The sequence below is a fragment of the Haloterrigena salina JCM 13891 genome (assembly GCF_000337495.1).
Taxonomy (GTDB): domain Archaea; phylum Halobacteriota; class Halobacteria; order Halobacteriales; family Natrialbaceae; genus Haloterrigena; species Haloterrigena salina.
Genome location: NZ_AOIS01000051.1, coordinates 138,204 through 163,792, shown reverse-complemented (window position 1 = coordinate 163,792; position 25,589 = coordinate 138,204). Strand labels below are relative to the sequence as shown.

General features: G+C 66.2%; 21 protein-coding genes and 1 pseudogene (1 of these 22 only partly in view). 16 read left to right on the top strand and 6 right to left on the bottom strand.

The genetic code is table 11. From position 1 onward, the window contains the following. Positions 1–494 precede the first annotated feature (494 nt). The 3 genes and pseudogenes from C477_RS15645 to C477_RS15635 all read left to right on the top strand — a co-directional run bounded on the left by C477_RS15645 (position 495) and on the right by C477_RS15635 (position 3,464). On the top strand, positions 495–1,466 hold the full coding sequence (locus tag C477_RS15645) for an ABC transporter ATP-binding protein (RefSeq protein WP_008895491.1): 972 nt from the start codon (positions 495–497) through the stop codon (positions 1,464–1,466). Next, on the top strand, positions 1,463–2,359 hold the full coding sequence (locus C477_RS15640; RefSeq protein ID WP_008895490.1) for an ABC transporter permease subunit: 897 nt from the start codon (positions 1,463–1,465) through the stop codon (positions 2,357–2,359). Before C477_RS15645 ends, C477_RS15640 begins: the two co-directional genes overlap by 4 nt. 132 nt (positions 2,360–2,491) lie before the next feature. Beyond that, positions 2,492–3,464 (top strand): annotated as a pseudogene (locus tag C477_RS15635) (alpha/beta hydrolase). A 5-nt stretch (positions 3,465–3,469) separates the two neighbouring features. Here C477_RS15635 and C477_RS15630 read toward each other — a convergent pair. After that, positions 3,470–4,915 (bottom strand): hypothetical protein, encoded by a 1,446-nt coding sequence (locus C477_RS15630; protein WP_008895488.1) that lies wholly within the window; start codon positions 4,913–4,915, stop codon positions 3,470–3,472. Between the two features lie 430 nt (positions 4,916–5,345). Between C477_RS15630 and C477_RS15625 the strand changes: the two genes are divergently transcribed. Further along, positions 5,346–6,011, top strand: coding sequence for an MBL fold metallo-hydrolase (locus tag C477_RS15625; RefSeq protein ID WP_008895487.1), 666 nt, complete (start codon positions 5,346–5,348; stop codon positions 6,009–6,011). 36 nt (positions 6,012–6,047) lie between these two features. Here C477_RS15625 and C477_RS15620 read toward each other — a convergent pair whose 3' ends face one another. After that, positions 6,048–6,293: an SRPBCC family protein gene (locus C477_RS15620; RefSeq protein ID WP_008895486.1), complete on the bottom strand. Its 246-nt coding sequence runs from the start codon at positions 6,291–6,293 to the stop codon at positions 6,048–6,050. Between the two features lie 214 nt (positions 6,294–6,507). Between C477_RS15620 and C477_RS15615 the strand changes: the two genes are divergently transcribed. From C477_RS15615 to C477_RS15560, 11 genes are all read left to right on the top strand, one after another. Next, positions 6,508–7,803 (top strand): P-loop NTPase, encoded by a 1,296-nt coding sequence (locus C477_RS15615; RefSeq protein WP_008895485.1) that lies wholly within the window; start codon positions 6,508–6,510, stop codon positions 7,801–7,803. Between the two features lie 586 nt (positions 7,804–8,389). Beyond that, positions 8,390–11,938 carry a molybdopterin-dependent oxidoreductase gene (locus C477_RS15610; protein WP_008895484.1) on the top strand — a complete coding sequence of 1,183 codons (3,549 nt, stop codon included), beginning with the start codon at positions 8,390–8,392 and terminating at the stop codon, positions 11,936–11,938. A gap of 11 nt (positions 11,939–11,949) precedes the next feature. After that, positions 11,950–13,143 carry a 4Fe-4S dicluster domain-containing protein gene (locus C477_RS15605; protein ID WP_049914579.1) on the top strand — a complete coding sequence of 398 codons (1,194 nt, stop codon included), beginning with the start codon at positions 11,950–11,952 and terminating at the stop codon, positions 13,141–13,143. Between the two features lie 25 nt (positions 13,144–13,168). Then, positions 13,169–13,981, top strand: a complete 813-nt coding sequence (locus C477_RS15600; RefSeq protein WP_008895482.1) for a TorD/DmsD family molecular chaperone — start codon at positions 13,169–13,171, stop codon at positions 13,979–13,981. Positions 13,982–14,207: 226 nt separating this feature from the next. Beyond that, entirely contained in the window at positions 14,208–14,735 is a 528-nt protein-coding gene (mobB, locus tag C477_RS15595) for a molybdopterin-guanine dinucleotide biosynthesis protein B (RefSeq protein ID WP_008895481.1), read from the top strand. A 216-nt stretch (positions 14,736–14,951) separates the two neighbouring features. Next, complete coding sequence (locus tag C477_RS15585) at positions 14,952–15,923, top strand: extracellular solute-binding protein (RefSeq protein ID WP_008895479.1); 972 nt, start codon at positions 14,952–14,954, stop codon at positions 15,921–15,923. Then, a complete protein-coding gene (locus C477_RS15580; protein WP_008895478.1) occupies positions 15,920–16,762 on the top strand; it encodes an ABC transporter permease in 843 nt (280 codons plus the stop codon). The genes C477_RS15585 and C477_RS15580 overlap by 4 nt, the downstream gene beginning before the upstream one ends. Before the next feature lie 132 nt (positions 16,763–16,894). Next, the gene (locus tag C477_RS15575) at positions 16,895–17,563 is read left to right on the top strand and encodes a helix-turn-helix domain-containing protein (protein ID WP_008895477.1); all 669 of its coding nucleotides are present in this window, start codon (positions 16,895–16,897) and stop codon (positions 17,561–17,563) included. Positions 17,564–17,920: 357 nt separating this feature from the next. Beyond that, complete coding sequence (locus C477_RS15570; RefSeq protein WP_049914578.1) at positions 17,921–19,015, top strand: S1C family serine protease; 1,095 nt, start codon at positions 17,921–17,923, stop codon at positions 19,013–19,015. Positions 19,016–19,072: 57 nt separating this feature from the next. Next, complete coding sequence (locus C477_RS15565; RefSeq protein WP_008895475.1) at positions 19,073–19,840, top strand: enoyl-CoA hydratase/isomerase family protein; 768 nt, start codon at positions 19,073–19,075, stop codon at positions 19,838–19,840. A gap of 101 nt (positions 19,841–19,941) precedes the next feature. Next, on the top strand, positions 19,942–20,667 hold the full coding sequence (locus C477_RS15560) for a hypothetical protein (RefSeq protein ID WP_008895474.1): 726 nt from the start codon (positions 19,942–19,944) through the stop codon (positions 20,665–20,667). A 163-nt stretch (positions 20,668–20,830) separates the two neighbouring features. Here the strand turns inward: C477_RS15560 and C477_RS15555 are convergent, their stop codons facing one another. The 4 genes from C477_RS15555 to pyrB form a co-directional block, all read right to left on the bottom strand. Beyond that, positions 20,831–22,111, bottom strand: a complete 1,281-nt coding sequence (locus tag C477_RS15555) for a hypothetical protein (protein ID WP_008895473.1) — start codon at positions 22,109–22,111, stop codon at positions 20,831–20,833. Positions 22,112–22,392: 281 nt separating this feature from the next. Continuing rightward, positions 22,393–23,232: a hypothetical protein gene (locus C477_RS15550; RefSeq protein WP_008895472.1), complete on the bottom strand. Its 840-nt coding sequence runs from the start codon at positions 23,230–23,232 to the stop codon at positions 22,393–22,395. A gap of 376 nt (positions 23,233–23,608) precedes the next feature. After that, positions 23,609–24,094, bottom strand: a complete 486-nt coding sequence (gene pyrI, locus C477_RS15545) for an aspartate carbamoyltransferase regulatory subunit (protein ID WP_008895470.1) — start codon at positions 24,092–24,094, stop codon at positions 23,609–23,611. Further along, on the bottom strand, positions 24,087–25,040 hold the full coding sequence (pyrB, locus tag C477_RS15540; protein WP_008895469.1) for an aspartate carbamoyltransferase: 954 nt from the start codon (positions 25,038–25,040) through the stop codon (positions 24,087–24,089). The genes pyrI and pyrB overlap by 8 nt, the downstream gene beginning before the upstream one ends. Positions 25,041–25,188: 148 nt before the next feature. On the opposite strand from pyrB, the gene C477_RS15535 reads away from it, so the two are divergent. Next, a protein-coding gene (locus C477_RS15535; RefSeq protein WP_008895468.1) for an RAD55 family ATPase crosses the window boundary here: on the top strand, positions 25,189–25,589 show its 5' portion. It continues 190 nt past the right edge of the window; only the first 401 of its 591 coding nucleotides appear in the window; its start codon is at positions 25,189–25,191; the stop codon falls past the right edge of the window.

The following is a 25,589-nucleotide window of genomic DNA, read 5'->3' as shown; positions in this document are numbered from 1 at the left end:
TTCGGTGACCACAGTGATCGTCGACCGATCGGGCGTCACCGAACTACCAAGGCTAACATCAGACCCCTTCTGTACGGCGGACCGCAGGGGAAGGGTCCTCATCTTCTGCGTATTATACCACAATCGCTGGTTACTATTTAAGGCCTCCGAACTGGAACGTAAACGGTAGTTAGTGCCACCCATGGATATCACGGATGTTACAGGAACAGTTGGATAGCGAAAGTAGGCATACGAGTGGATAGCGGACTTCTCAAATTTGAACTGGCGCTGGACTGATCTACAGGCTGCTGTGATCTGGTTACCGCATGCATCAGCTGGTAATGGAGACATGCTATCAGCAGTCGTTCCCGGCCTGCTGGTGTGATGACCAACGATCGAGATCGTGGATTACGTTGATACGTTTGTATCATAATAATTCACTAAACTCCGCTATTGGTAAGTGTACCTGGGGGTGTGCCCCTCATTTAAGACCCCTCGAGTGAACAGTCCGACACATGTCAACCATACAAGTAGATGGTCTGACCAAGCGCTTCGGCGACGAGGTCGCCCTCGAGGGACTGGATCTGGTCGTCGAACGGGGAGAGGTGTTCGGCTTCCTCGGTCCGAACGGCGCGGGGAAGTCGACGACGATCAACGTGCTGCTCGATTTCGTGCGGCCGACCGCCGGCAGCGCGTCCGTGTTGGGGATGGATACGCGATCCGGGAGCGAGGCGATCCGCGCCCGGACCGGCGTCCTCGCGGAGGGGATCGATCTCTACGAGCGGCTGACCGGCCGGCGCCACCTCGAGCTCGCCCTCGGGTGGGCCGACGGCGAGGAGACGCCCGAAGAACTGCTCGAGCGCGTCGGGTTGGCTGTCGCGGACGCTGACCGGAGCGTCGGCGAGTACTCCACGGGGATGAAACAGCGCTTCGCGCTCGCGATGGCGCTGGCCGGCGATCCGGACCTCCTCGTGCTCGACGAACCCTCGGCCGGGCTCGATCCCAACGGTATCCGGACCATGCGCGAACTCGTCCGTTCCGAGGCCGAGCGGGGGACGACCGTCTTCTTCTCGAGTCACGACCTCGACCAGGTCGAGGCCGTCTGCGATCGGGTGGCCATCCTCAACGACGGCGAGCTCATCACGGTCGACACCATCGACGGGCTTCGGGAGGCCATCGGAGCGCGCTCGGAACTGTACCTCAGGCTCGCCGACGAACCCGACGCGGATCTCTCGACGATCGACGGCGTCGCCGACGCCGAGTACGACGACGACCGACTCGTGGTGACCTGCGCGGATCCGCGCGCGAAGGCACGCGCTATCGGGCGGCTCCTCGACGCGGACGTCGAGGTGCTCGACGTCGACGCGTCGTCGGTCGCCCTCGAGGACGTGTTCGCGACCTACACCGACGGCGAGGTGGATATCGTCCGCGAGGAAGAGACCGCAGCCGACGACCGCAACGGTCGCCTCTCGGGGGTGTTGGGATGACCGTCACGTGGCGCGACGTCGCGCGCAAGGACTTCGAGGACGTCGTCCGATCGAAGCTGCTGTGGGCGATCACCGGCGGTTTCGTCGGCCTCCTCGCGTTCTTCCTGCTCGTCGGCTACGTCTCGGGGGACGCGGGCGAGGGCTCGATGAGCGACCTGCTGGCCGTGATGGGACAGTTCGTGATCTTCTTCGTCCCCCTGATCGCGCTGATCGCGGGCTACATGGCGGTCGTCGGGGAGCGCCGGTCCGGGAGCCTGCGCGTCCTCCTGAGCTACCCGTTCTCGCGGTCGGACGTGGTCACCGGCAAGGTCGTCGGTCGCAGCGTCGTCGTCGCGGCGACGATCCTGGTCGGGTTCCTCGTCGTGACCGTCCTCGGCGTGCCGCTGGTCGGGGCGGTCTCAGTCGTGGAACTCGCGCAGGTCACCGGGCTGACGATCGGACTGGGTGTGACGTTCACGGCGTTGGCCGTCGGCATCTCCGCGGCCACGGCCTCGCGGGGAACCGCCCTCGCGTGGGCCGTCGGCATCTTCATCCTGCTGCTAGTGATGTGGGAGGCCCTCGCCGTCGGGATCTACTACCTCGCCGCCGGCGCCCGTCCTGGGGTCGAGGTCGAGGCCTGGTACTTCGCGCTGTACCAGGCGAACCCCCTCGAGGCCTACCGGTTCGCCGTCGATCAGGTGACGAACAGCTACGTCGGTCCGATGGTCCAGCTGGGCCTCGAGGACGTGTCGTTCGCCGAGGCCGGCCCGGCGGACCTCCGGATCGAATCGCGCGTCGACGGCGACGTCCCCGTCTACCTCCGGCCGTGGACCGTCGCGCTGGTGTACGTCGGCTGGATCGCGGTCCCGTTGGCGATCGGCTACCGGCGGTTCGACGCGGCCGACCTCGAGTGATCGGCAACCGCTCACCGCGTCCTCGGTGCGGACCGCACCACGGCTCAACTTCGCCGCCCGCCGCGCGTCCGACTCGACTCCGAACTGTTCGCCGACCGAAACGGCTTAGTTCGGCTCGCCGAACGATCCGTCATGCACGCTGACAGGATGGATCCGCAAGCGGAGGCGGCGATCGAGCGCCAGGGGCGGCTTCCCGTGCCGCACAACCGTTACGGCTTGTAACTCCTCGGCGTCTCACCGGTCCGATGATGCGGCTCCGGAACCGAAACGGCCCGAGCGTCGGGCGGACGATCGACCGAACGATCCCCGGTCCCGCGGGCGATCTCGACGCCCGCCTCTACCTCCCGGCCGCGTCCGGACCGTACCCGACGATCGTCTTCTTCCACGGCGTCCACGAGAGCAGAGCTCTCGTGCGGCCCATCAGAAGTCGTTGATTTCTGAGGACGGCGGGTTCGTCCTCGGAAGTATCGAGACGCACGACTGGCTCTGTCGGCACCTAACTCGAGAGAGCGGCTGCGCCGTCCGCTCGGTCGACTACCGGCTCGCCCCCGAACACCCCTTCCCCGCGGCGGTCGAGGACGCCTTCGCCGCCGCCGAGTGGGCGGCCGCGAACCCCGACGCGGTCGCCGGAAACGATCGGATCGCAGTCGCAGGCGACTCCGCCGGCGGGACGCTCGCCGCCGGCGAGCGCGACGGTCCGGAAATCGACTATCAGACGCTGCTCTATCCGGCCGTCGGCATCGAAACTGACCAGCCGTCCGTCAGGGAGCATGCCGGCATCGTCCTCGACGAGGACGACATGGAGTGGTTCAACGAGTGCTACTACCAGAGCGACATCCACAGGCGCAACCCCTACGCCGACCCGACGAACGCCTGCGACCTCTCGGGTGTCGCTCCCGCGACGGTCGTCACCGCTGGCTTCGACCCACTCCGGGACGGCGGGAAAGCCTACGCCGAACAGCTCGTCCGTGATGGCGTACACACGCGCTACGAGAATTATACGGACATGCCTCACGGCTTCATGACTCTCCGGGACGTCGACCGCGCCCGCGATGCGATCGCGGCCGTTGCCGACGATCTTGCTGATGCACTCGAGGACGATTGATCGCGTTACCGGTCGTCGCGCACGCCGTCCGGGAAGTCGTTGTTCGCGAGCGAGACGGATCCGGAGTCGCTCGTGATCCGAAGTGAGTAGGTGTCCTCGATCGAACGGCTGTAACTGTTCTCGATCTGCACTCCGCTCCCGCCGTTGACGACGATCGGCGTGTGCGTCGTCTCGAACTCGCTGTCGGCGACGAGGTAGTCCTCGCCGCGGAGTTCGAGTCCGCGCCGCTTGTCGTCCCCCGGTTGGTCGACCGAGAGGCCGACGAACCGACAGCCGTCGCGCTCGCAGTAGATCGCGTGGCGGTTCCGGGTCCCCGCCGCGTCGCCGGTGATCCGAACGTCCTCGAGATCGGCGCCGCCGCCGTCTCCGCCGAGCAGTCGGACCGCGTTGGCGCTACCGTGAATTGTGATGTCGGTATTCTCGACGGTCACCGGACCGGCGGCGGGATCGACCCGGATTCCGGCGCTCGGGTGGGACCCGACCTTGATCTCCGACTCGGAGATCACGGTGTTCTCGACGTCGTTCATAATTCGGATCGCGTCGCCGTTCGGCTGCGGCGTGTCGACGGTGACGCCCTCGAGCTCGAATTGCTCGCCGCCGTCGAGTCGAATCGCGTGCTGGCCGTTGGAGTCATGGGGGTCCTCGGTGACGACGGCGACAGCGTCCTTGATCACGCCGGTCGTTCCGGCGAGGCGGATCGACGCGGTACCGCTGTTCTCGAACCAGCCGCGTTCGATGCCGACCCGTCCGGTTTCGTTGGACGCGTAGAGCCCGTTGTCCGGGAAGCCACCGAGGCTGCAGCTCTCGAAGACGAGCGTGCCGTGGTGGTATTGGTTGACGACGATGCCGGTCGGGCCGCGCCACATGTTCCCCTCGTTGGGCGTCTCGTCGACGTGGAGACCGCCGTCCGACGCGCGGAAGGAGTAGACGTGTCCCTGTCCGTCGGGATCGAGGACGTTGAACAGGGCCGGACCCCACGTCCCGCTGTCGTGGACGCCGTGGATCGTGACTCGCCGCACGGAGAGGCCGTCCTCGACCACGGCATTGATGACTCGAATCCCCGTGTCATCGGCGGTCTGGTCGACGTCGAAGTTCTCGAACCGCAGATCGCGGCCGGGCCTGTCGCTGGTTCCCAACCGGAACAGGCGATACTGTGGTCCGTCGAACTCGTGGTAGTTCGCCGGGACGAGCGTCGCGTCGTAGCCGACGAAACCGACGTTCTCGAAGTCGGTGAGCCGCAGCTGTTCGTCCATGTAGTACCGCCCCTCGGGGAACTTCAGGAGCGTGTCGTCGTCGACGAGCTCCTGCAAAACGGGCGTGACGGACTCGTTACCGTCGGTGTCCGCGCCCGCTTCGGCTACGTCGACGACGGTTCCGTAGTGGTTCTCGAGCGAATGCGCGGACGTTACGCCGGCGATCGAAAGGGCTCCGAGCCCGGCGAGACCGCTCAAATACGATCTACGACCGATTCCCCGACTGCGTGAATCGTCTGAAGTCACGGCACCCCGTCAGTGCCGAGGGGTCTTACGTATAAACGGCGTAATACCACCCGAAACGATCGCGGCGTCCGAACGAGACTCCGCGATAATTCCAACGACGGAACACCCACCCAGCGACGGGACTGGTGCGCCGATCGGCGAGACTTAGCGGCGGACTAAGCGAGGCGCCGCGGCGTCGGCGACGAGCGCAACAGTTGCACTGACTCGAAGGATACGACCTCGAGACGAATCGCGTCCGAGAGGCACCGAGAACGCCCCGTCGAGACCGTCCCCTCGAGGCGCGTTCCTCGCCGTCGAACGAGCAAATCGTCTTCGCAACGCCATCGGAGCGGCGACGACGCCGAGCTATAAGAGCGATCTCAACGTAGGGTTCGAAACGACCATGGCAACGACCTACGAGGGGATCACGTTCGAGCGGCTCGGCCACGCGAGCAAGCGTCTCGAAACCGCCGACGGAACGGTCATCTACGTCGATCCGTGGGGCGAGCAACTCGAGGGCGAACCCGGGGACGCGGACGTCGTCTTCGTCACGCACGACGACTTCGACCACTACGATCCCGAGGCGATCGTGGCCGTCGCCAGCGACGACGCGACCGTCGCGATCTACGAGGCCGTCGACACGAGCGACCTGGCGGAGGACGTGATCGACCTGCCCCTCGAGGGCGAGGTGACCGTCGACGGGATCGAGGTCGAGACGGTGCCCGCGTACAACGATCCCGCGGGCGATCACGTCGACGACGACGGCGAGCCGTTCCACGCCGAGGGCGAGGTGATCGGCCTCCTGCTGGGCCTCGAAGGAACGACCGTCTTCATTCCGTCGGACACGGACTTCCTCCCGCACCACGAGTCGATCACCGCCGACGTGTTCGTCCCGCCGATCGGCGGCCACTTCACGATGGACCGCCGCGAGGCCGCGGACTTCGCCCGGAGCGTCGAAGCCGACCTCGTGCTGCCCGAACACTACGACACCTTCGATCCGATCGAAACGGACGCCGACGCCTTCGCCGCCGACCTCGAGGCCGACGGGATCCGCGTCGAACTGTTTTGATCGGTCGGGAGCGACGCGGATCGATCGCGTCGCGAGTCACTCGAGCAGCGCTCGCGTTTTGCGGTGACGATACCACAGCATTCCCGCGAGGAGCGGCGTCGCCAGCGGCCGGTCGCCGGCGCCGGGCACTCGGTACGTAATTCGATCGTGGACCACCGTCGAGTCGCCTAAATCCGCGAAGCGATGGGCGTGGCGCCACTCCTCGTAGGGACCGCGATCGCCGACCTGATCGTCGACGAACGAAGCGCGTCCGTCCCGCACCTCGCGCTCGGTGATCTCCACGTCCCACTCGCTCGTCGGCCCGAGACCGAACGGTTGCCACTCGTTGAGAACGCGCCCGCGAGTCAGCGGTCAGGACCGAATCGGTCGCTCGACGGGCGAGACCGGGCTCGAGGCGGTTTCGAGTGCGGTCGCCGTCCGGTCGATATCACCACCTCTTCCCACCCCGCGGGAACTCCCGACGGGTGAAATACCGGCTCGCCGCGTACGATCGGGTATGACCGACGAGACACCGCGGACGGACGAGGAGATCAGACGAGCGGTCGTCGATCGGGTCCGTGAGGTCGAGATCATGGGCGGCGATCCGATCGGCGAGCAGTTGATCGAGGACGTCGACGTCGCGGACGGGATCGTCACCTTCACTGTCGACTTCGAACCGGTCGGTCGCGTGCTGGCCGACCGGTTGACCGACCAGCTTCGGGGCGCCGGGCTGGCGACCGACGGCGTCGTCCACGTCCGCGTCGAGGCCGCGGGCTCCGACGCGCCCGAAACCGGACTGCCGGTTTCCGGTGTCGACTCGATCATCGCCGTCGGCAGCGCGAAGGGCGGCGTCGGCAAGACGACGATCACCGCCGCGCTCGCGCGGGCGCTCGCCGAGGACGGCCTCGACGTCGGCGTCTTCGACGCGAACGTCTACGCGCCCGACGCGCCGGACCTCCTCGAGGCCGAGGGGCCGGTCGCGACGTCGCCGACGGGGAAGCCGATGCCTGTCGAGACCGACGACGGCATTCAGGTCGTCAGCATCGAACTGATCGCCGAGGACGGCCCGGTCGCGTGGCGCGGGGCGATGGTCCACGACGTCGTCAAGGACCTGCTGGGCAACGCGGCGTGGGACGACCGGGACGTGCTGCTCGTCGACCTGCCGCCGGGGATCGGCGACGCCGTCTACACGATCGTCCAGCAGGCGCCGCTGGACGGCGGCCTGCTGGTCTCCACGCCGACCGACGAGTGCGTGCGGGCAACCCGGCGGACCGCGGCGCTGTACTCGGCCAACGACGTGCCGTCGATCGGCGTCGTCCCCAACATGGTCGGCGCGGCCGAGGGCGAGTCGACCCCCTTCGACGGCGACGCGCTCGCCGAGGACGTCGCCGAGGCGGCCTACGCCGAGATCGACCACGTCCCGTTCGATCCGGCGCTGCGGGAGCCGACCACGCGCTCCTTCGCCGACCCCGTGACCGACGGTGAGCGCGCGATCGACGCGCTCCGCGAGACGGTCCTCGAGTTCGTCGAGACGGAGGGCGGACCGGCGGTCCCCGAGGACGCGGTCGACCTGCGCGGGCTCCCGCCCGAGAGCTGCCAGCGGCAGGTAGTCACCGAGTTCGGCGTGGCCGACGAGGAGCCGGTGTCGGTGGTGTTGCGGGGCGATCCCGACGACCTCGTCGACGTCGTCGACGAGAGCCTCGCGCGCGACGGGCGCTCGCTCGAGCGGACCGACGTCGACGATCTGGGCTACGACGGCTGGCTGGTCGAACTCGAGGCGGCGGGCGGATCGACGGTCGAGTCGGCGACCTGAGGACGGCCGACGGTTATCACTCGAGGTGCGGGCGAACGGGACCGACGCGAGATCGTCTCACGGCCATGGAAGGATCCAGAGGAGATCGATGAGTCGGTCGAGCCATGATCGGTCGTCGTCCGATTTGTCGTCTCCGCCAGCGGTTGTGGAGGACATAGTTTAAATTTTGGTAGTGAGATAATAGGTTTTTCTCCGGCTGAAGCGATCTGAAACTGAGCACAGCTCGCGAGACAGCGACGGCGACCGATTGCGACCGAACTGTATCGCTTCGAAGCGTCCCTTTGCGACGAGAACCTCGCGGCACGTTCTGGGCGAGAACGACGCCATCGCTTCTCCCGCGACTGCCCCGTCGGTTCGAACGGTATTCCGGCGTCCATTCGCCCCGTCTTAAAGACCCACTATTCAGAGGATTTCGGCCGCAGCGTCCCCAACGCGTGGGAACGGGCGGGCCTGGTTAATGAGTGGCTACGTGAGTATCGACCGTGATGGCATACGGACGACCCACGGACGATCCGCGCTATCCGAACCGCTCACTGAGGGGTTCAGCTGGTGACGATCCGCGCACCTACGCGTGCGGGGTGGTACGATGAGTGACGAGGAGACCGACGGGCTCGAGTTGACCCGTCGGGAACTCGGCGCCGCGGCGGCGGGTATCGCCGGCGCGTCCGGCCTCGGCTTCCTCGGCTACCGGCGGCTGACCGGCGAGGAAACCGCCGACGAGGACGGCGAGGGGCCGATGAACCCCCTCGAGGAGTACCCCAACGAGGAGTGGGACCAGAAGTACCGCGACGTCTGGGAGCCCGACGACTCCTACATGCTCACGTGTACGCCAAACGACACCCACAACTGCTACCTCGAGGCCACGATCAAGAACGGCCAGATCACGCGCCTCGGTCCCTCGATGAACTACGGCGAGGCGACCGACCTCGACGGCAACCAGGCCTCCCAGCGGTGGGACCCCCGCGTCTGTAACAAGGGGCTAGCGATGGTCGAGCGCTTCTACAACGAGCGCCGCGTCAAGGCCCCGATGATCCGTCAGGGCTTCAAGCAGTGGGTCGACGACGGCTTCCCGCGCGATTCCGACGGCTCGATGCCCGAGGAGTATGCCCAGCGCGGGGAGGACGACTTCGTGGAGGTCGACCACGAGGTGGCCCACGAGTACGCCGCCCGCACCTTCCTCGAACTCGCCGACCAGTACAGCGGCGAGAGCGGGATGCAGTCGCTGCTCGATCAGGGCTACGACGAGCGCGTCGTCGAGGAGACCCAGGGCGCCGGCGTCCGGACGATGAAGTTCCGCGGCGGGATGCCGCTGCTGGGCGTCATCAAGCTGTTCGGCCAGTACCGCAACGCCAACTCGATGGCGCTGCTGGACAACCACGTCCGGGACGTCAGCGAGGACGAGGCCCTGGGCGCGATGGGGCTGGACAACTACTCGTTCCACACCGACCTGCCGCCGGGCCACACGATGGTCACCGGCCAGCAGACGGTCGACTTCGACCTCGCTTCCATCGAGTACGCGGACCACATCGTGCTCGACGGGATCAACTACCTGACCTCGAAGATGGCCGACTGTCACTGGCTGACCGAGGCCAAGCTGAAAGGGTCGAAGGTCACCGGGATCTTCACCGACTACAACGCGACGGCCTCGAAGTGCGACGAGCTTATCACGGTCCGGCCGGCGTCGGACACGGCGTTGTTCCTCGGTGCGGCCCGCGTGCTCATCGAGGAAGAGCTCTACGACGAGGAGTACGTCCGGCAGTTCACGGACCTCCCGCTGCTGGTCCGCATGGACGACAACGAACTGCTCCGCGCCAGCGACCTCTCCGCGGACTACGAGCCCGCGGACTTGGAGAAGACCGACGCCGTCGCCGACGACGCGGACCGACCCGGCGTCGACGTGACGAACATCGACGACCAGGTCATCACGGAGGAGCTCCGCCGCGAGTGGGGCGACTTCGTCGTCCACAACGCCGAGAGCGGCGAGTTCGAGCCGGTCACGCGCGACGACATCGGCGACGACTTCGACGTTCCCGCGACGATCGAGGGCGAGTTCGAGATCGAGCTCGCCGACGGCGAGACCGTCGAAGTGCGGACGGTGTTCGACCTGATCAAAGAACACCTCGTCGGCACCTGGGACCTCGAGTCGACCGCCGAGGTGACGGGAACGGACCCACAGGCGATCGAGAACCTGGCTCGGGACTTCGCGGACAACCAGCAGAGCACGATGCTGCTGACCGGGATGGGGCCGAACCACTACGCGAACGCCGACCAGCACGGCCGCGCGGTGTTCCTGCTGGCGTCGCTGACGCGAAACGTCGGCTACCAGACGGGGAACGTCGGCTCCTACTCCGGGAACTACCGGATGGCGTACTTCAACGGCGTCGGCCAGTACGCCAACGAGGATCCGTTCGACGTCGAACTCGATCCCGAGGAGCCGGCCAGGACCGAGAAGCGCTGGGACGCCCACTCGGCGCACTTCTACACCAACCTCGACAAGCCGCTGAAGGTCGACGGCGAGTACTTCCAGGGCGACTCGCACATGCACACGCCCACGAAGTCGATCTGGGTGTCGGGGTCGAACTCCATCCTCGGCAACGCGAAGGGGACCTACAAGATCATCGAGAAGGCCCTTCGCACCGGGAAGATCGAGGCCTTCTTCACCAACGAGTGGTGGTGGTCGATGACCTGCGAGTACTCCGACATCGTCTTCCCGGCGGACTCGTGGGCCGAACATCACGTCCACGACATCACCGCCTCCGTCACGAACCCGTTCATCACGACGATGCCGGAGACGGAGATCGACCGGATCTACAACACCTTAAACGACACCCAACACTACAAGGGCGTCGCCGAGAAGCTCGCCGAACTCACCGGCGACAGTCGCTTCGAGGACTACTGGGCGTTCATCGACGAAGAGGAATACCAGGCCAAGCCCTACATCCAGCGTATCTTCGACCACTCCAACGCCGTCAAGGGCTACGACGTCGAGAACCTGCTCGAGGACGCCCGCGAGGGGACGCCGGCGATCATCATGACCCGGACCTACCCCAAGCACGTCGGCAACGAGCAGACCCAGGACTCTCAGCCCTGGTACACGAAGACCGGCCGCCTCGAGTTCTTCCGCGAGGAGGAGGAGTTCGCCGAGGCCGGCGAACACATCCCCCTCCACCGGGAGCCGATGGACGCGACGCCCTACGAGCCGAACGTCATCGTCGACGACAGCGACAGTCCCGTGGTCGCGCCGGAGACGCCGGACGACCGCGGCTGGGACAGCCAGGAGAAGGCCCGTGACACCAACGACCGACAGGTCCGCAACGTCGTGAAGTCGCCGTCGGAACTGACCGACACCAGCCACCCGCTGACCGACCTCGACGAGGGCTACGACTACGTCTACATGACGCCGAAGTACCGCCACGGGACCCACACTTTCGGGGCCGACCTCGAGGAGATGGCGGTCTGGTGGAGCAACTACGGCGACCAGGGTCGCAAGACGGAGCGCGATACCTTCGACACGCGCAAACCGTACATCGGCGAGGGGTACGTCGAGATGAATCCCAAGGACGCCCGCGAGGAGGACTTACAGGACGGCGACTACGTGTGGGTCGACGCCGACCCCTCCGACCGGCCGTTCCCGGGCTACGACCCCGACGACGAGGAGACCGAGTACACGCGGGCGATGATGCGGATCCGCTACCAGCCGAGCATTCCGCGGGGGGTCACCCGCAGCTGGATGAACGTGACCCAGACCTCCCACAAGTCCTACGAGGCCCAGCAGGAGCGCGAGGACGGGAAGGCCCAGTCCGAGGACACGAACTACGTGTCGATGTACCGCAGCGGTGGCCACCAGTCGATGACCTCGACGTGGCTGCGCCGGACCTGGCTGACCGACTCGATGCCCCGCAAGGACATGCTCGGACAGAACATGGACGTCGGCTTCGAGCCCGACGTCCACGCCGCCAACGGCGCACCCAAGGAGTCGTTCGTCAAGATCGAGAAGGCCGAAGACGGCGGCGTGAACGAGGAGGGCGAGCCCGAGGGCAACTGGCGACCAGTCGACGAGGGCGTCCGGCCGACCCAGGAGAACGACCGGATGAAACAGTACTTAGAGGGCGGTTTCACGAGCGAATCAGACTGAGGTGACTCACAATGGCAGAAGTTTACAATTGGCAGATCGGCCGCGAGATGGACTACCCCTACACGGAAGCGCGTCCGGAGAAACAGTGGGGGGCAGTGTTCGACCTGAACAAGTGTATCGCGTGCCAGACGTGCTCGCTGTCGTGTAAGACGACCTGGACCAACAACGAGGGCCAGGAGCACATGTTCTGGAACAACGTCGAGACCAAGCCCTACGGCTCCTACCCGCTGCAGTGGGACGTCGAGATTCTCGACCGACTGGGGGTCCAGGAGTGGGGCTCGGACGGCGTCTACGAGGGCAAGACGATCTTCGAGGCCCGCGACTTCGACTGGGAGTCGATGGCGATCGACGACGATCCGGAGACCATGCACAGCGAGGGGATCGAGGGCTTCCGTCCCGACGACGAGGACTGGGCCCAGCCGAACCTCGGCGAGGACGAGCCGACCGGCCAGGAGGTCGAATCGGATACCCACATCGACGAGGACCACCACCCGACGTGGTTCTTCTACCTCCCGCGGGTCTGCAACCACTGCACGTTCGCCGCCTGCGCCGGCGGCTGTCCCGTCCAGGCCATCTACAAGCGCCAGGAGGACGGCATCGTCCTGCTCGACGAGGACAGCTGTCAGTCTTTCCAGGAGTGCGTTCGCGCCTGTCCCTACGGGAAGTCGATCTACAACTCGGTCGCGCAGAACTCCCAGAAGTGCGTCGGCTGCTACCCGAAGGTCGAGCAGGGACTCGTCCCGCAGTGTTTCGAAAACTGTCTCGGCAAGATCCGAATGCACGGCTGGGTCAACACACCCGAGAACGCCGACACCTCCGCGCCCGTCGACTACATGGTCCATGACGCCGAGGTCGCGCTCCCGCTGTACCCGCAGCTGGGACTCGAGCCCAACGTCTACTACATCCCGCCGATCAACGTCCCGACGGACTACTTGGAACAGATGTTCGGCCCGCGCGTCGAGCAGGCCCAAGAGACCTACCGAAAGGCCCGCCGCGGCGACGAGGAGTACCGCAAGCTGCGGGGCGCCTTGCACCTGATGGGGTCGACCGAGTGGCGCATCGAGGAGTTCGAAGTGACCGACGAGGAAGCGATCGGCTACGACCAGGACGGCCACACGGTTGCCCGCGTCCCGATGGAGGAACCGACCTACGAGCGCGACCGCTTCGACAACCAGCACGACGCCTACCGGCTCGACATCGCGTAACGACCGCGAACTACCCACCAAACCAATGTCACGACCAGACCACCACGTTCACCGCGCGCGACTGTACAAGCTCGCGTCGATGGCGTTCGACCGACCGACCGACGACCTCCGCGAGGCGATCCGCTCCGCCGAGTTCGACGAGCAACTCGTCGAGTCCGCCGCGGCGCTCGACGACGGCGAGTTGCTCGAGCGCGCCGAGACGGTCGCCGACCAGAGTCCGGACGACGCCGACGAGATCGAGGACTGCTACTCGACGTACGCCGCGCTGTTCGGCTTCGAACAGGGGGGCGAGATCCAGCAGTACGAGGTCGAGTACGGCTCGGGCTCGCTCGTAACGAACACGGACACGCTCGCCGACATCGCCGGCTTCTACGGCGCGTTCGACCTCGACCTCGAGGACGGCAACCGCGAGCGGGTCGACCATCTCTGCATCGAACTCGAGTTCGTCTCCCACCTGGCCTTACAGACGGCCTACCTCGAGGAGACCGGCGACGAGACGGGCGTCGAGATCGTCTCGAACGCTCAGGCGGACTTCCTCGAGGACCACCTCGGGCGCTGGGTCCCGCGGTTCCGCGAGACGGTCCGCGACGACGCAGACGACCCGTTCTATCGGGCGCTCGCGGATCTCGTGGTGGCGCTGGTCGAGGCCGACGCCGACCGGTTCGGGATCGAACCGGACGTCTTCCCCGAGGTGCCGCCGTCCCCGACCGAGGGGCTCACCGGCGGCGGCGACGGCGACTTCCGGTGTGGAACCTGCGGCTCGAACGGATCGCAGACCTCCGCCCCCTCGCCCGGCAACGCCGAGATGCCGATGGGCGACCGCGACGGTCCGTACTGACGGCGACAGCGGCCTCGCGGCGGGCGTTCGTCGAGAAGAATCGTCGACCGAACCGGTCTCGAGTGGCAGCGCCGTCGCGCCGTGACCTCTACCCGTCTCGTGCCACAGTTCGGGTGATCGCTACCGCCACTGCCATCGCCACCGCAGACCGGGACGGCGGTACCCACGGCGGGCGTCCGCGGTCGAACGAGTCTTCCGTTCGTCCCCCGAAGCGGCCGTACCAGAGATGAGTCAGGAGCCAGCGTTTCGCGTCGTCTGTCTCGCCGGGCCAAGCGATTCGGGGAAGACCACGCTCGTCGAACGGCTCGTCCCGCGACTGGCCGATCACGGCCGCGTCGCGACGGTCAAGTCGATCCACCACGACATCGAGATCGACACGCCGGGCGCCGACACTCACCGCCACCGGACCGCGGGCGCCGAGACGGTCGTCGGCGTCACTCCCGAACTCACGTTCGACATCACTACTCGCGGCAAGCGCGATCCGCCGAATCGACCCGACGGTGACGCCTCGCTCGAAGGCGAGTCCGACGATCCGGAACTGCGAGCGCTCGCGGACACGCTCGAGCGCCTTGAGGCGCGGGGCTACGCGTTCGTCGTCGTCGAGGGCTTCTCGGCGGCCCCGTTGGCGACGATCCTCGTCGGTGACCGCGATCCGAGCGACGTCGGCGGCCCCGTCGTCGGCCGCGGCGCGGACGACCTCGAGGGGCTCGTCGAGACGATCCGCGGACTCGAGCCCCTCATCAAGCGCGAGTGACCGGGCCTCCGCTAGCCGACGGCGACGAACGAACGTGGGTCGACAATCGAACTCGGGCCGATCGTCGATCTACCGCCACCGCGGGCCGTCCCGCGATCGAGTACCGGGCGTTCCTCGGATCGATCGAGTACCCGCTATCGAAACCTGTTTCGGTTATCTTCCCGCAAAATAGGAACGAGAACCAGTTATATTGAGCGGCGGACTCGAGTGAGACGTATGGTGACTCGCGACGACGACGCCCGGACGAAACGCAGCGCCGGCCCCTCCGGCGGCGGTCGTCGGGCGTTTCTCGCGGCCGCGAGCGCGACGGCGGCCGGCGTCGTCGGGACGGCCGGCTGTCTCGGCGCGGCCGATCGCGTGCGGGTCCTCTCGGCCGGGAGCCTCGCCGTCGCGCTCGAGGAGACGGTCGGGCCGGCCTTCGAGTCCGAGACGGGGCGCAGCTATCAGGGGGAGTACCACGGGTCGACCGTCGTGATGCGGATGATCGAGGAGGGGACCAAACACCCGGACGTGGTCGTCAGCGCCGACGCCGAGCTGTTGCGGGATCGGCTCTACCCCGACCAGACGGACTGGGACGTCGAGTTCGCCGCCAACGAGGTCGGCATCGCCTACGATCCCGACACGGGCCTCGGCGGCCGACTCGCCGCCGGCGAGCCGTGGTACGAGGTCGTCGCCGACGCCGGCGCGGACGACCTCGCGATCAGCGATCCCGATCTGGATCCGCTGGGCTACCGAGCCGCCCAGCTGTTCGAACTCGCCGAGCGTCGACACGATCTCGAGGGGTTTCGCGAGACAATGCTCGACACCGCCTCCCGCGAGCCCGACGAGTCGAAGCTGTTGACCGGTGTCGAGGCCGGGAACCGCGCCTGCGCGGTCGTTTACCGGAACATGGCCGTCGATCACGAACTGCCGTTCCGCGAACTGCCCGACGCGTACAACTTCGGAGATCCGGCGCACGCCGAGACGTACGCGACGGCGACGTACACGACCGACGAGGGGTACGCGGCCCGCGGTCGGCCGGCGGTCTACAACGCGACGGTCCGGGACGACGCCGACAACCCCGACGCCGGCCGGGAGTTCGTTTCCTTCCTGCTCGAGGAGCCCGCGCTCCTGGAGGACTGCGGGCTCCGCGTCGACGATGCGCTCCCGCGCGCCAACGGAAACGTGCCGGAGGCGATCGGCCCGTGACCGATACCGATACCGATGCGCGGCGGGACGACGCGAACTCGCGGCTCGGGAGCGGTCTCGGACGCCTGACCGGCGGGATGGCCGTCCCGGCGCTGCTGGGCGCGGTGTTGCTCGCGTACTTCGTCGTTCCGTTCGCCGTGTTCTTCGCGCAGGTGGGCTCGGTCGACGTGATCGGCGGCCTCGCCGATCCCGCCACGCGAGATGCGATCAGGACGTCGCTGGTGACGGCGCCGATCTCGACGGCCGTCGCGACCGTCTTCGGCGTCCCGCTCGCCTACGTCCTCTCGCGGGCCAGCTTTCGCGGCAAGCGCCTCCTCGAGGCCGCCGTCTTGCTCCCGCTGGTCCTGCCGCCGATCGTCGGCGGCGTGATGCTGCTGACCGTCGTCGGCCGGTACACGCCGATCGGCTCGACCGCAGCGGCCCTCGGCGTCCCGCTGACCGACAGCTACGCCGGCGTAGTCCTCGCCCAGACGTTCGTCGCCGCGCCGTTTCTCGTCGTCACCGTCCGCGCCGGCTTCGACGACGTCGATCCGCGCGTCGAGGAGGCCGCCCGGACGCTGGGATACGGGCGCCTCGAGACGGTCCGCCTGGTCTCGTTGCCGCTGGCGCGAAACGCCATCGCCGCGGGGATCGTCCTCACGTTCGTGCGGGCGCTCGGCGAGTTCGGCGCCACGATGATAGTCGCCTACAACCCGCGGACGATGCCGACGCGCATCGACGTCTTGCGGATCGCCCGCGGTCTCGAGGCGATCGTCCCGATCGCGCTGGCGCTACTGGTCAGTACGGTCGTCGTGGTCGCGCTGGTTCAGGCGCTCGTCGGGTCAGTGCGGCGGTATTGACGACGAACCGATAATAGGGGATGAAAGAGCTGCTTGCAGTACACATCAGATATTCTGTAATTCGGCTTTATCACTGCTAATCTCTTTGGAAATGGGGTTATTGGGATCCCCGTAGTACTCAGAGTTGAACTCATGACATCGATCGCAGACATCGAGATTCCGGCCGACGGAACCGGAACCGGCGAGCTGTTCGAGGCGGTCCCCTCACTGACCTGTGAAATGGAGCGCGTGATCGCCTCGAGCGGCCACGGCCTCTGGCTGTCGGGCCCGTCTCAGGAGGATATCGAGACGGCGCTGGACGACGCTTCGGCGATCGGTTCCTACACGTTGATCAACAGCGAGGACGACCGGTGGCTCTACGACATGGAATTCGAACCGGACACAATCGACATCTTCGAGCTGATCCTCGAGGAGAACGGCACGGTGCTGAGCGCCTCGGCCTCGAGCGACACGTGGCTGTTGAGCATTCGGTTCGCCGACCGCGAGAGCGTGAGCTCGCTCTACGACCGGTTCGACGAGGCCGGCGTCACGCCGACGATCGTCCGCCTGTTCGATCTCGCCGAAGAGACGAAGAGCCAGTGCGGCCTCACCGCCCGGCAGTACGAGACCCTCGTCGCGGCCATCGATCACGGCTACTTCGAGATCCCCCGCGAGGTCTCGATGCAGGAACTGTCGGAAGAGCTCGGCATCTCCCACCAGGCGCTCTCCGAGCGGCTGCGCCGAGCGTATCGCGCGCTCGTCACCTCCGAACTGAACGTCTCCGAGGACGAGACCGTGGCCCCGCCGGTGCCCACGAACTGAGCAGGTCATACTGCCGGCTGACTCGCGGTTCCGCCGGCTGCTCCCGGTGGCACTCGATGTTTTACACCGGTATCGCGGTTTTCGCGAGCGTGGACGTGCTCGTGAACTCGGTGCCGATAGCGAACCGTGCACGTAGCGGTCGAAAACGCGTCTGAACAGCCGTAACGAGTGCTACTGATCGTACTGGTACCGATCGGCTATCGGCCGTCGAGAACGGATGCTGGGCGATTAGCGTTATTCCGGAATCACAGTCTCTTCGGAGCACGGTTAGCGACGCGCCATCGCTCTACGCCCTGTTCTGTTGTCCCTCCGACGACCAAAAGATAGACAGCTCGTTAGATCAAACAGCCTACATTGATGGGACGAGAGACGACCAGCCGCCGGAAATTTCTCAAGTTCGGTAGTATCGCGCTTGCAGGATCCCTCGCGGGCTGCACCGAACGACTTCCTTCGGTTGAAACGTCTCCAGGCCAGTCCAACGTGTCATCGGAGGAGACACCGTCTCAGGCCGATGGAAGCGTGTACTCGCGGGTGTACCGCGAGGCGATCTCGTCCGTCGTTTCGGTCCAAACGAGCCGCGGGCAAGGAACCGGGTTCCTGTACGGTGACGGCCACGTAATCACGAACGCCCACGTCGTCGGAACTGCACAGAACACTCAACTCCGGTTCGACGACGGGACGTGGGTGACCGGCGAGGTGAGTGGACGGGACGTTCACAGCGATCTCGCCGTCGTCAGTGCCGACTCGACGCCAGATTCGGCGACATCGCTTTCGTTCGCGCAGGACCGTCCCGTCATCGGTCAGGAAGTCGTCGCCATCGGGAACCCGTACGATCTCGACGGGACCGTCACGACGGGCATCGTGAGCGGAACGGACCGGCTGATTCCCTCCCCTAGCGGATACCGGATCCCGGACGCGATCCAGACGGATGCGGCGGTGAATCCAGGCAATAGCGGCGGTCCGCTGATGTCCACTGACGGAACGGTCGTCGGCGTCGTCAACTCCAAGCGCGGGGACGACATCGCGTTCGGAATCTCAGCGGCGCTCACCCAGCGCGTCGTCCCGCGACTCATCGAAAACGGGACCTACGAACACGCCTATCTGGGTGTCTCGTTCGAGACCGTTACGCCGACGATCGCCGAGGCGAACGGACTGGACGATCCGCGCGGACTCGTCGTCGTCGAGACCGTCAATACCGGGCCTGCCGAGGGCGTACTCTCTGGGAGCGAGAGTCGGTTCGTCAACGGAAGTCGGGTTCCCGTCGGCGGTGATGTCCTCCTCGCAGTCGACGGAACCGAGGTGCATTCGTTCGAAGATTTGGCGAGTTATCTGGCGCTCCAGACTCGCCCGGACGAGACGATCGAACTGACCGTGCTGAGAGACGGAGCCGAGCAGACCGTCGAACTGACGCTCGAGTCCCGCCCGGAGCGCTCCCGATCCCCGCTTCGGTGACGGCCACGCGGTAGCCGGGGCACCACCCATTATGAATTCGGAGCCCGATGCTCCGGTATGCACGTCGACAGCGACGACGATATCCTCCGGATCGCGTTCGACCGACCGGCGGCGCTCAACGCCGTGACGAAAGAGATCGCCGCGACGTTGGCCGACACGATCGAGGACGCCTCGCCGGACGAGTACGACGCGATCGTCCTCACCGGCGAGGGCGACGCTTTCAGTGCCGGCGGCGACCTCGAGGCCCTGGCCGAACAGCCCGAGTCGGCCCGCGAGGCCTACACAGAGGTCGAGGAGAGCTTCGGTCGCGTCGTCGAGGCGATGCTCGAGTGTCCCGTGCCGATCGTCGCGAAGGTCAACGGCGACGCCATCGGCGCCGGGCTGTCGATCGTCGCCCTGGCGGACATCGCCTACGCCGCCGCCGACGCGACCTTCTCCTGTGCGTTCGTCCGGATCGGCCTGGTTCCGGACACCGGCGGCACGTTCATGCTGCCCCACATCGTCGGCCTGCGGGCCGCCAAGAAGCTCGCCTTTACCGGCGAGTTCTTCGACGCCGAGCGGGCGGCCGACCTCGACCTGATCAACGAGGCCGTCCCCGCCGACGAACTCGACGACCGGGTCGACGAGACCCTCGAGCAACTCCGCCGCCGACCGACCGAAACCATCGGCATGATGAAAGGCGCGATGCACGAGAACCTTGGTCGCCACTGGTCGGAGGCGCTGGACTACGAGAACCTCGTCCAGGTGCAGGCCCGCACCTCCGACGACCACGCGGAGGGCGTCGCCGCCTTCCTCGAGGACCGAGAGCCGGAGTTCGACGCCTGAGAGCGGGTTCGCTCGTTCGTCACCGAAGACTGTCACGACTCGAACCGCAAGCCACCGCAAGCACCACTGTCATCCTTTTCTTTGGTGTCTAGTTTATTGCAATGTCCCCACAGTTTACCGACGACGACATCGGCAAGACAGTCGTCAACGCGAACGGCGAGGAGGTCGGTCTGATCGCGGACGTCGAACACGGTACCGCACACGTCGAACCGGATCCGGGAATTACGGACACGATCAAGGCCAAACTCGGCTGGGGCGGGTCCGACGAGGACACCTACCCGCTCCAGGAGGGCTCGGTCGCTCGCGTCACCGGCGACTCGGTCCGTCTCGAGAGCGATCTCTCCGGCAGCGCCGGCGGCGGTGCGACCAGCGCCGGCGGAACGACGGATATGGACACGGACCGAACCACGACAAGCGACACAGCGGCCGGCGCGTCCGAGCGGGAGACCGGGGCGACCGACACGAGTATGGGCGCCTCCGAAACGGATTCCGGCGCCGGAACGCCCGGCACAGACACGGGTACCGATCGCGGCGACGATGACCTGATCGGTGACGACGACGATGACGGCCTCATCGGCGACGATAACGATGACGACTCGTTAATCGGTGACGACAACGATCGCACGTCCAACGACGACGGCCTCATCGGCGACGATAACGACGACGATTCGTTGATCGGCGACGACAACGACCGCCGCACCGACGACACTGATCGACGTACCGACGACGACAATGAAGATGACTCGCTGCTAGGCGACGACGATGACGACGATGACTCGCTGCTGGGCGACGACAACGACCGAGACACCGACAACGACACTCGATAGCCGCCCCCGCCCGACCCATCCTCGCTGAGCCCTCGCGGTCGATTCTCGAGCCGTACCGTTTTTCCGGCCCCTCTCGCCACTGAGGACCCGCTCCGTCGATTGCCCGCCGCGGTGGCGTCACCGCACCGGCGCTCGAGCAAACCGGGACTCGCGACCGCTATCGCTATTCCTCCGCCTCCTCGAGTGATTCGCTCTCGGCGTCCTCGGGAGCCTCGTCGTCGCTTCGCTCAGCCGAGAGTGCCATGTCGTCCTGTGGCATCTCGTCGGACTCTGAGCCGCGTTCCGCGTCGGTGGCGGACGGGCCGAACTCGTCAGACCCTCGCGTTCCGAACTCCCCGGTCTGTGGCCCGCCTTGGTGGCCCTGCTCCTGTGCGCTCGACTGGCGCTGCCGGCCGCGGTCGCCGCCGCGCCGGTCGGTGTCGATTCGCTGCGAGTACTGCTCTCGAGACCGGCCCTGCCGGGACTGCGGCTGGCCCGACTGTCCGAACTCGCGGCCCCGCTGTCGCTGCTCGCGTCGACCCTGACTCGGCTGACGAGCGTCCCGTTGGGACGGCTGGGCCTGCGTCCGCTGGTCGGTTCGCTGCGGCGGCTGGTGTCGTCCCTGCTCCTGTCGAGACGGCTGGGTGCCGCGCTCTTGCCGGCCGTACTGGCCCTGCGTCTCGGCCGGACTCTGGGTCGGCGTCGCGGACCGCCGACCCTGTTCGGTCTCCGTTTCGACGCGTCCACCCTGTGAGCGCTGGGTCGGTTGCTCGCCTCCGATCGCCCGCTGGGGCTGACGCTGTCCCATCGTTCCGGTGGCCTCGCCGCCGTAGGTCCGCTCCTGGGAAACCCACTCGCCGGTCTCCGGATACTGCTGGTGCGTCGATCGCTGGCCGCGACCGCCCGTCTGCTGGCCGCCCATCTGTCGACTACCCGCTTGCTGGCCCGACATCCGACCGCCGGTTTCCTGCCCGTTCCACTGGCCGCCCGTCCGACCGCCGGACCGCTGGCCGCCCATCTGCTGCCCGCTCATCTGCTGCCCGCCCATGTCCGACGACTGCATGCCGCCGCTCATCCCCTGCTGGCCCATGCCCTGACTCGCATGCTCCATCTGCTGTCCGGCCCGTTCCATCTGCTGGCCCATCTCCCTCCCCGGCTGGGCGGCGGCCTGCATCCCCTTCTCCATCGCGCGCTCCATCTCCGGCATGATGGCCTCGAGACTCTGCAGATAGCTCTGCATTATCGACTGGGTGAACTGTTGGCCCGGGAACCCCTGCATCATCGACTTCGTCATCTCGAGGCCCTGCTGCTGGGCCGTATCCTGCCACTGCATCGCGCTCAGGGCCATCCGGGCCATGTTCCGCTGGAGATCGATCGCCTGCTCGAGGGCTTCCTGGCCCTGATTCATCGTCGTCTGTTGTAGCCGTTCCGTCGACTCCTGGGTGGACTGCTGGTGATCTGTCATCGTGTACTCGAGGAGTTACTCCTCGCCGGCACGGGCGAGGGAAACCGCAATAAAGGGCCTCGTCAGTTCCGCACAGTAGGCCACGACCAACTCCTGAAACAGCGTCGTACGGTCGAGCGAGGGCGAGAAACGAAGCACAACGAGTGCAGTATATCGCCGGACGCGTCGTCCAATAGTGTTGTTTCAACATCACTACCGGAGCAGGTGATAATCGGCCACAATAGCGACGGCCGGCGCGGTAATGCGCGCTTGGACGGTCCGCTCGAGACCGAGCGAGCGGACTACGACTCGGAGCTCGGTTCGCCGTGGGTGACTCCCTCGCGCTCGTCGGCCCGCCGCCGTCGCAGCGCCGCCCGCGCGTTGCTGGCCTCGTAACCGAAGAAGACGCCGTCGCCGTACGCCTCGGCGACCTCGAGGGCGTGGATCAGGTTGTCGACGTCGACGTTTACCGCGTACAATTCGATATTGAACGGCGTTTCGAGCGCGCTCTCGAACCCCTTCGCGATCGTCTCGAGCCAGTAGGTCGTTTCGTAGGCGGTATCGTAGAGGGGGACGACGAACTCGTCGACGTACTCCTCGAGGGCTTCGAGGTCGATGCCGGCCCGCTCGTAGAGGTGGCCGGGGTAGGGATCGGGGTAGAGGGTCATGTAGACGTCGCCGGGGATGCGATCGACGGCCTCGGCGACGAACTCCGTGATGACGCTCGCGCGCCACTCGTACCGATCGTCGTACTCGCTTTCCGCGAAGCGCTGCTCGCAGACGCCACAGCGACAGTACTCGGCTCGCGGAAAGCCGATGTCGTCGAGTCGGATGTCCGGGTTCGCCTCGACGCAGTCGTCGATGATCTCGAACAGCCCCTCGCGGTAGTCCTCCCGGCAGGGGCAGATGTATGCCCAGTCGAAGTACTCCCGCTCGCGGTCGGCCGGTCGACCCATGTCGTCGACGGGGACCAGCGACGGATCGGCGTCTGCGGCGGCGTTGTCGCCGAAACAGGAAACCATGTTGACGCCGTCCTCGATGGGATCGGCGGACCGGCCGGTCACGTCTTTGACCTCGTAGAAGCCGCGGTCGAACTCCGGCCAGCGGACCTCTTCAGCGTTACGCGTGACGACGCCGTACATAGCTCAGCGTACGGCGCCGTTCCCGTAAGCCGTTCGGATTCGAACGGGAACCGAGCCGACGAGTCATCGGCTCGGGGAGGAATTATCGGCGTCCGCCGAGCGACGGTCGCCGACTCGCCCTCGAGCGGTAAACGGGTGTTATTCGGCCGGTTCGTACTCGATTTCCTCGATATCGACGTCAGAAGAGCCGCTGCTGACGACTTTCCAGAGGACGACGATAGCGAACAGGGCAACCAGGAGCTTCACTGTACGGGACATGTACAGTATACCGGTCGCCCGGCTACCACTTAGATATTCTGGATGACTCTCTAGAAACGAAGAAACGATTGCCGGTTCTATCGAATCGTCGCCGTTCACGGAGTCGCCGGAAGCGGGCTCAAGTGTCGATCAGCGCGGCGATCTCGTCCCGGACGATCGTCCCGCAGTAGTCACACCGAACGCCGTCCTCGAGCACCTCGAATCGGGAGTCGACCGGTTCGCCGCTGGTCGTGATACAGCCGGCGTTCGGACAGGACAGCACGCCCTCGACGATCTCCGGCGGCTCGACGCGGTGTTTCTCGATCACCTCGTAGTCGCGGACGATGTTAATCGTCGCGTCCGGCGCGATCAGCGAAAGAACGTCGACCTCGTCCTGACTCAACTCGCGGCCTTCGACCTTCACGATGTCCTTGCGCGCGAGTCGGTCCGACGGGACGTTCATGCCGACGGAAACCTCCTCGCCCTCGCTGCCGTCGATGCCGAGGATCGCCAGCACGTTCAGCGCCTGCCCCCCGCGGACGTGGTCGATCACGGTCCCGCTCCGGATCTTGCTGACCCGCAGTTCGTGCTCGTCGCCGTCGTGGTGGTCGTGATCGTCACTCATCGGCCTCACCTCCGCGTCGGTCGGCCGCCTCGTCGTCGCTCAAGAGCAGATCCAGCAGTGCCATTCGGACCGGCACGCCGTTGTGGGCCTGCTCGAAGTAGGCCGCGTGGTCGGTCTCGTCGATCTCCGGCGCGATCTCGTCGACGCGGGGCAGCGGGTGCATGATCGTCAGATCGTCGCCGGCCGCCTCGAGCGTCTCGGAACCGATCTGGTACTCGCCGGCGACCTTCTGGTACTCCTGCTCGTCGGGGAACCGCTCGCGCTGGATCCGGGTGACGTAGAGGACGTCCAGCGACGCGAGGACCTCCTCGAGTGACTCGTGTTCGCGGATGCCGGCGCCGCCGTCCTCCTGGTGGAGGTCGTAGACGACCTCGCGAGGCAGTCGGAGGCTCTCCGGGCTGATGAAGTGCTGCTGGACGTCGAAGTTCGTCAGCGCGTGGGCCAGCGAGTGGACGGTTCGGCCGTACTTCAGATCGCCCATGATCCCGATCGTGAGGTCGTCCAACCCAGCGTTCTCTCGGATGGTGTATAGATCGAGCATCGTCTGGCTGGGGTGATGGCCCGCCCCATCGCCCGCGTTGACCAGCGGAACGTCGACGAACTCGCTGGCCATCGTCGCCGATCCCTGCTTGGGATGGCGCAAGACGAGCGCGTCGGTGTACCCCTCGATGACCCGGACGGTGTCGGCGAGCGTCTCTCCCTTCTTGACGCTCGAGGACTCGACCGACCCCATGTCGACGACGTCGCCGCCGAGGCGTTTCATCGCGGTCTCGAAGCTCATCTTCGTTCGCGTGCTCGGTTCGAAAAAGAGGAGGCCGAGCAACGTGTTCGTGTGCCGGTCGGCGACGGCCGACGGGTCGGCGTCGATCTCGGCCGCGCGGTCGAGGATGGTCTCGATATCCTCCCGCGTGAGTTGTTTGCTCGTGATGAGGTGATCGTGGCGCATTCGTTCGTGTTGGGACCTGCCTCCACCTTGAATCTCTCCCTTCGGCGACGACGCCGCGAACCGAACCGATCGCTCGACAGTCTCTCGATCGCGAACTAAACGGAAGCCAAAGAGTTATGCGGGCGCTGCGGTAATTGGTCTCAATTGTATGGTCGGTCGGCTGGACACCGGGATCGACGTGCTGGATCGAAAGCTCGACGGCGGGCTCCCACCGGGGTGTATCGTCGCGTACACCGCCGATCCGGCCAGCCAGTCGGAGCTGCTCCTCTACGAGCTCACCGCCGCCCGGGGCACCCTCTACCTGACGACCGAGCGCTCCGACGACGCCGTCCGCCACGCGATCGAGAGCTCCCCCTCGGAGGTCGGCAGCCCGACCGTCCGCCAGGTCACCGGCGACGCCCCCCTCGAGGAGGCGACCCGGCTCATCGGCGCGCTCCCGGACGGCGCGAACCTCATCATCGACACGATGGACATCCTCGAGCGGACCGACACCGACGACTACGTCGCGTTTCTCAACGACCTCAAATCGCAGATGCTCGAGACCGGCTC

Coding starts and splice junctions, on each gene's coding strand:
- C477_RS15605 (WP_049914579.1), top strand. CDS start 11,950: ATGGCAGAAGTTTACAATTGGCAGATCGGCCGCGAGATGGACTACCCC.
- C477_RS15610 (WP_008895484.1), top strand. CDS start 8,390: ATGAGTGACGAGGAGACCGACGGGCTCGAGTTGACCCGTCGGGAACTC.
- C477_RS15625 (WP_008895487.1), top strand. CDS start 5,346: ATGGCAACGACCTACGAGGGGATCACGTTCGAGCGGCTCGGCCACGCG.
- C477_RS15645 (WP_008895491.1), top strand. CDS start 495: ATGTCAACCATACAAGTAGATGGTCTGACCAAGCGCTTCGGCGACGAG.
- C477_RS15615 (WP_008895485.1), top strand. CDS start 6,508: ATGACCGACGAGACACCGCGGACGGACGAGGAGATCAGACGAGCGGTC.
- C477_RS15640 (WP_008895490.1), top strand. CDS start 1,463: ATGACCGTCACGTGGCGCGACGTCGCGCGCAAGGACTTCGAGGACGTC.
- mobB (WP_008895481.1), top strand. CDS start 14,208: ATGAGTCAGGAGCCAGCGTTTCGCGTCGTCTGTCTCGCCGGGCCAAGC.
- C477_RS15565 (WP_008895475.1), top strand. CDS start 19,073: ATGCACGTCGACAGCGACGACGATATCCTCCGGATCGCGTTCGACCGA.
- C477_RS15600 (WP_008895482.1), top strand. CDS start 13,169: ATGTCACGACCAGACCACCACGTTCACCGCGCGCGACTGTACAAGCTC.
- C477_RS15575 (WP_008895477.1), top strand. CDS start 16,895: ATGACATCGATCGCAGACATCGAGATTCCGGCCGACGGAACCGGAACC.
- pyrB (WP_008895469.1), bottom strand. CDS start 25,040: ATGCGCCACGATCACCTCATCACGAGCAAACAACTCACGCGGGAGGAT.
- C477_RS15550 (WP_008895472.1), bottom strand. CDS start 23,232: ATGTACGGCGTCGTCACGCGTAACGCTGAAGAGGTCCGCTGGCCGGAG.
- C477_RS15560 (WP_008895474.1), top strand. CDS start 19,942: ATGTCCCCACAGTTTACCGACGACGACATCGGCAAGACAGTCGTCAAC.
- C477_RS15570 (WP_049914578.1), top strand. CDS start 17,921: ATGGGACGAGAGACGACCAGCCGCCGGAAATTTCTCAAGTTCGGTAGT.
- pyrI (WP_008895470.1), bottom strand. CDS start 24,094: ATGAGTGACGATCACGACCACCACGACGGCGACGAGCACGAACTGCGG.
- C477_RS15585 (WP_008895479.1), top strand. CDS start 14,952: ATGGTGACTCGCGACGACGACGCCCGGACGAAACGCAGCGCCGGCCCC.
- C477_RS15555 (WP_008895473.1), bottom strand. CDS start 22,111: ATGACAGATCACCAGCAGTCCACCCAGGAGTCGACGGAACGGCTACAA.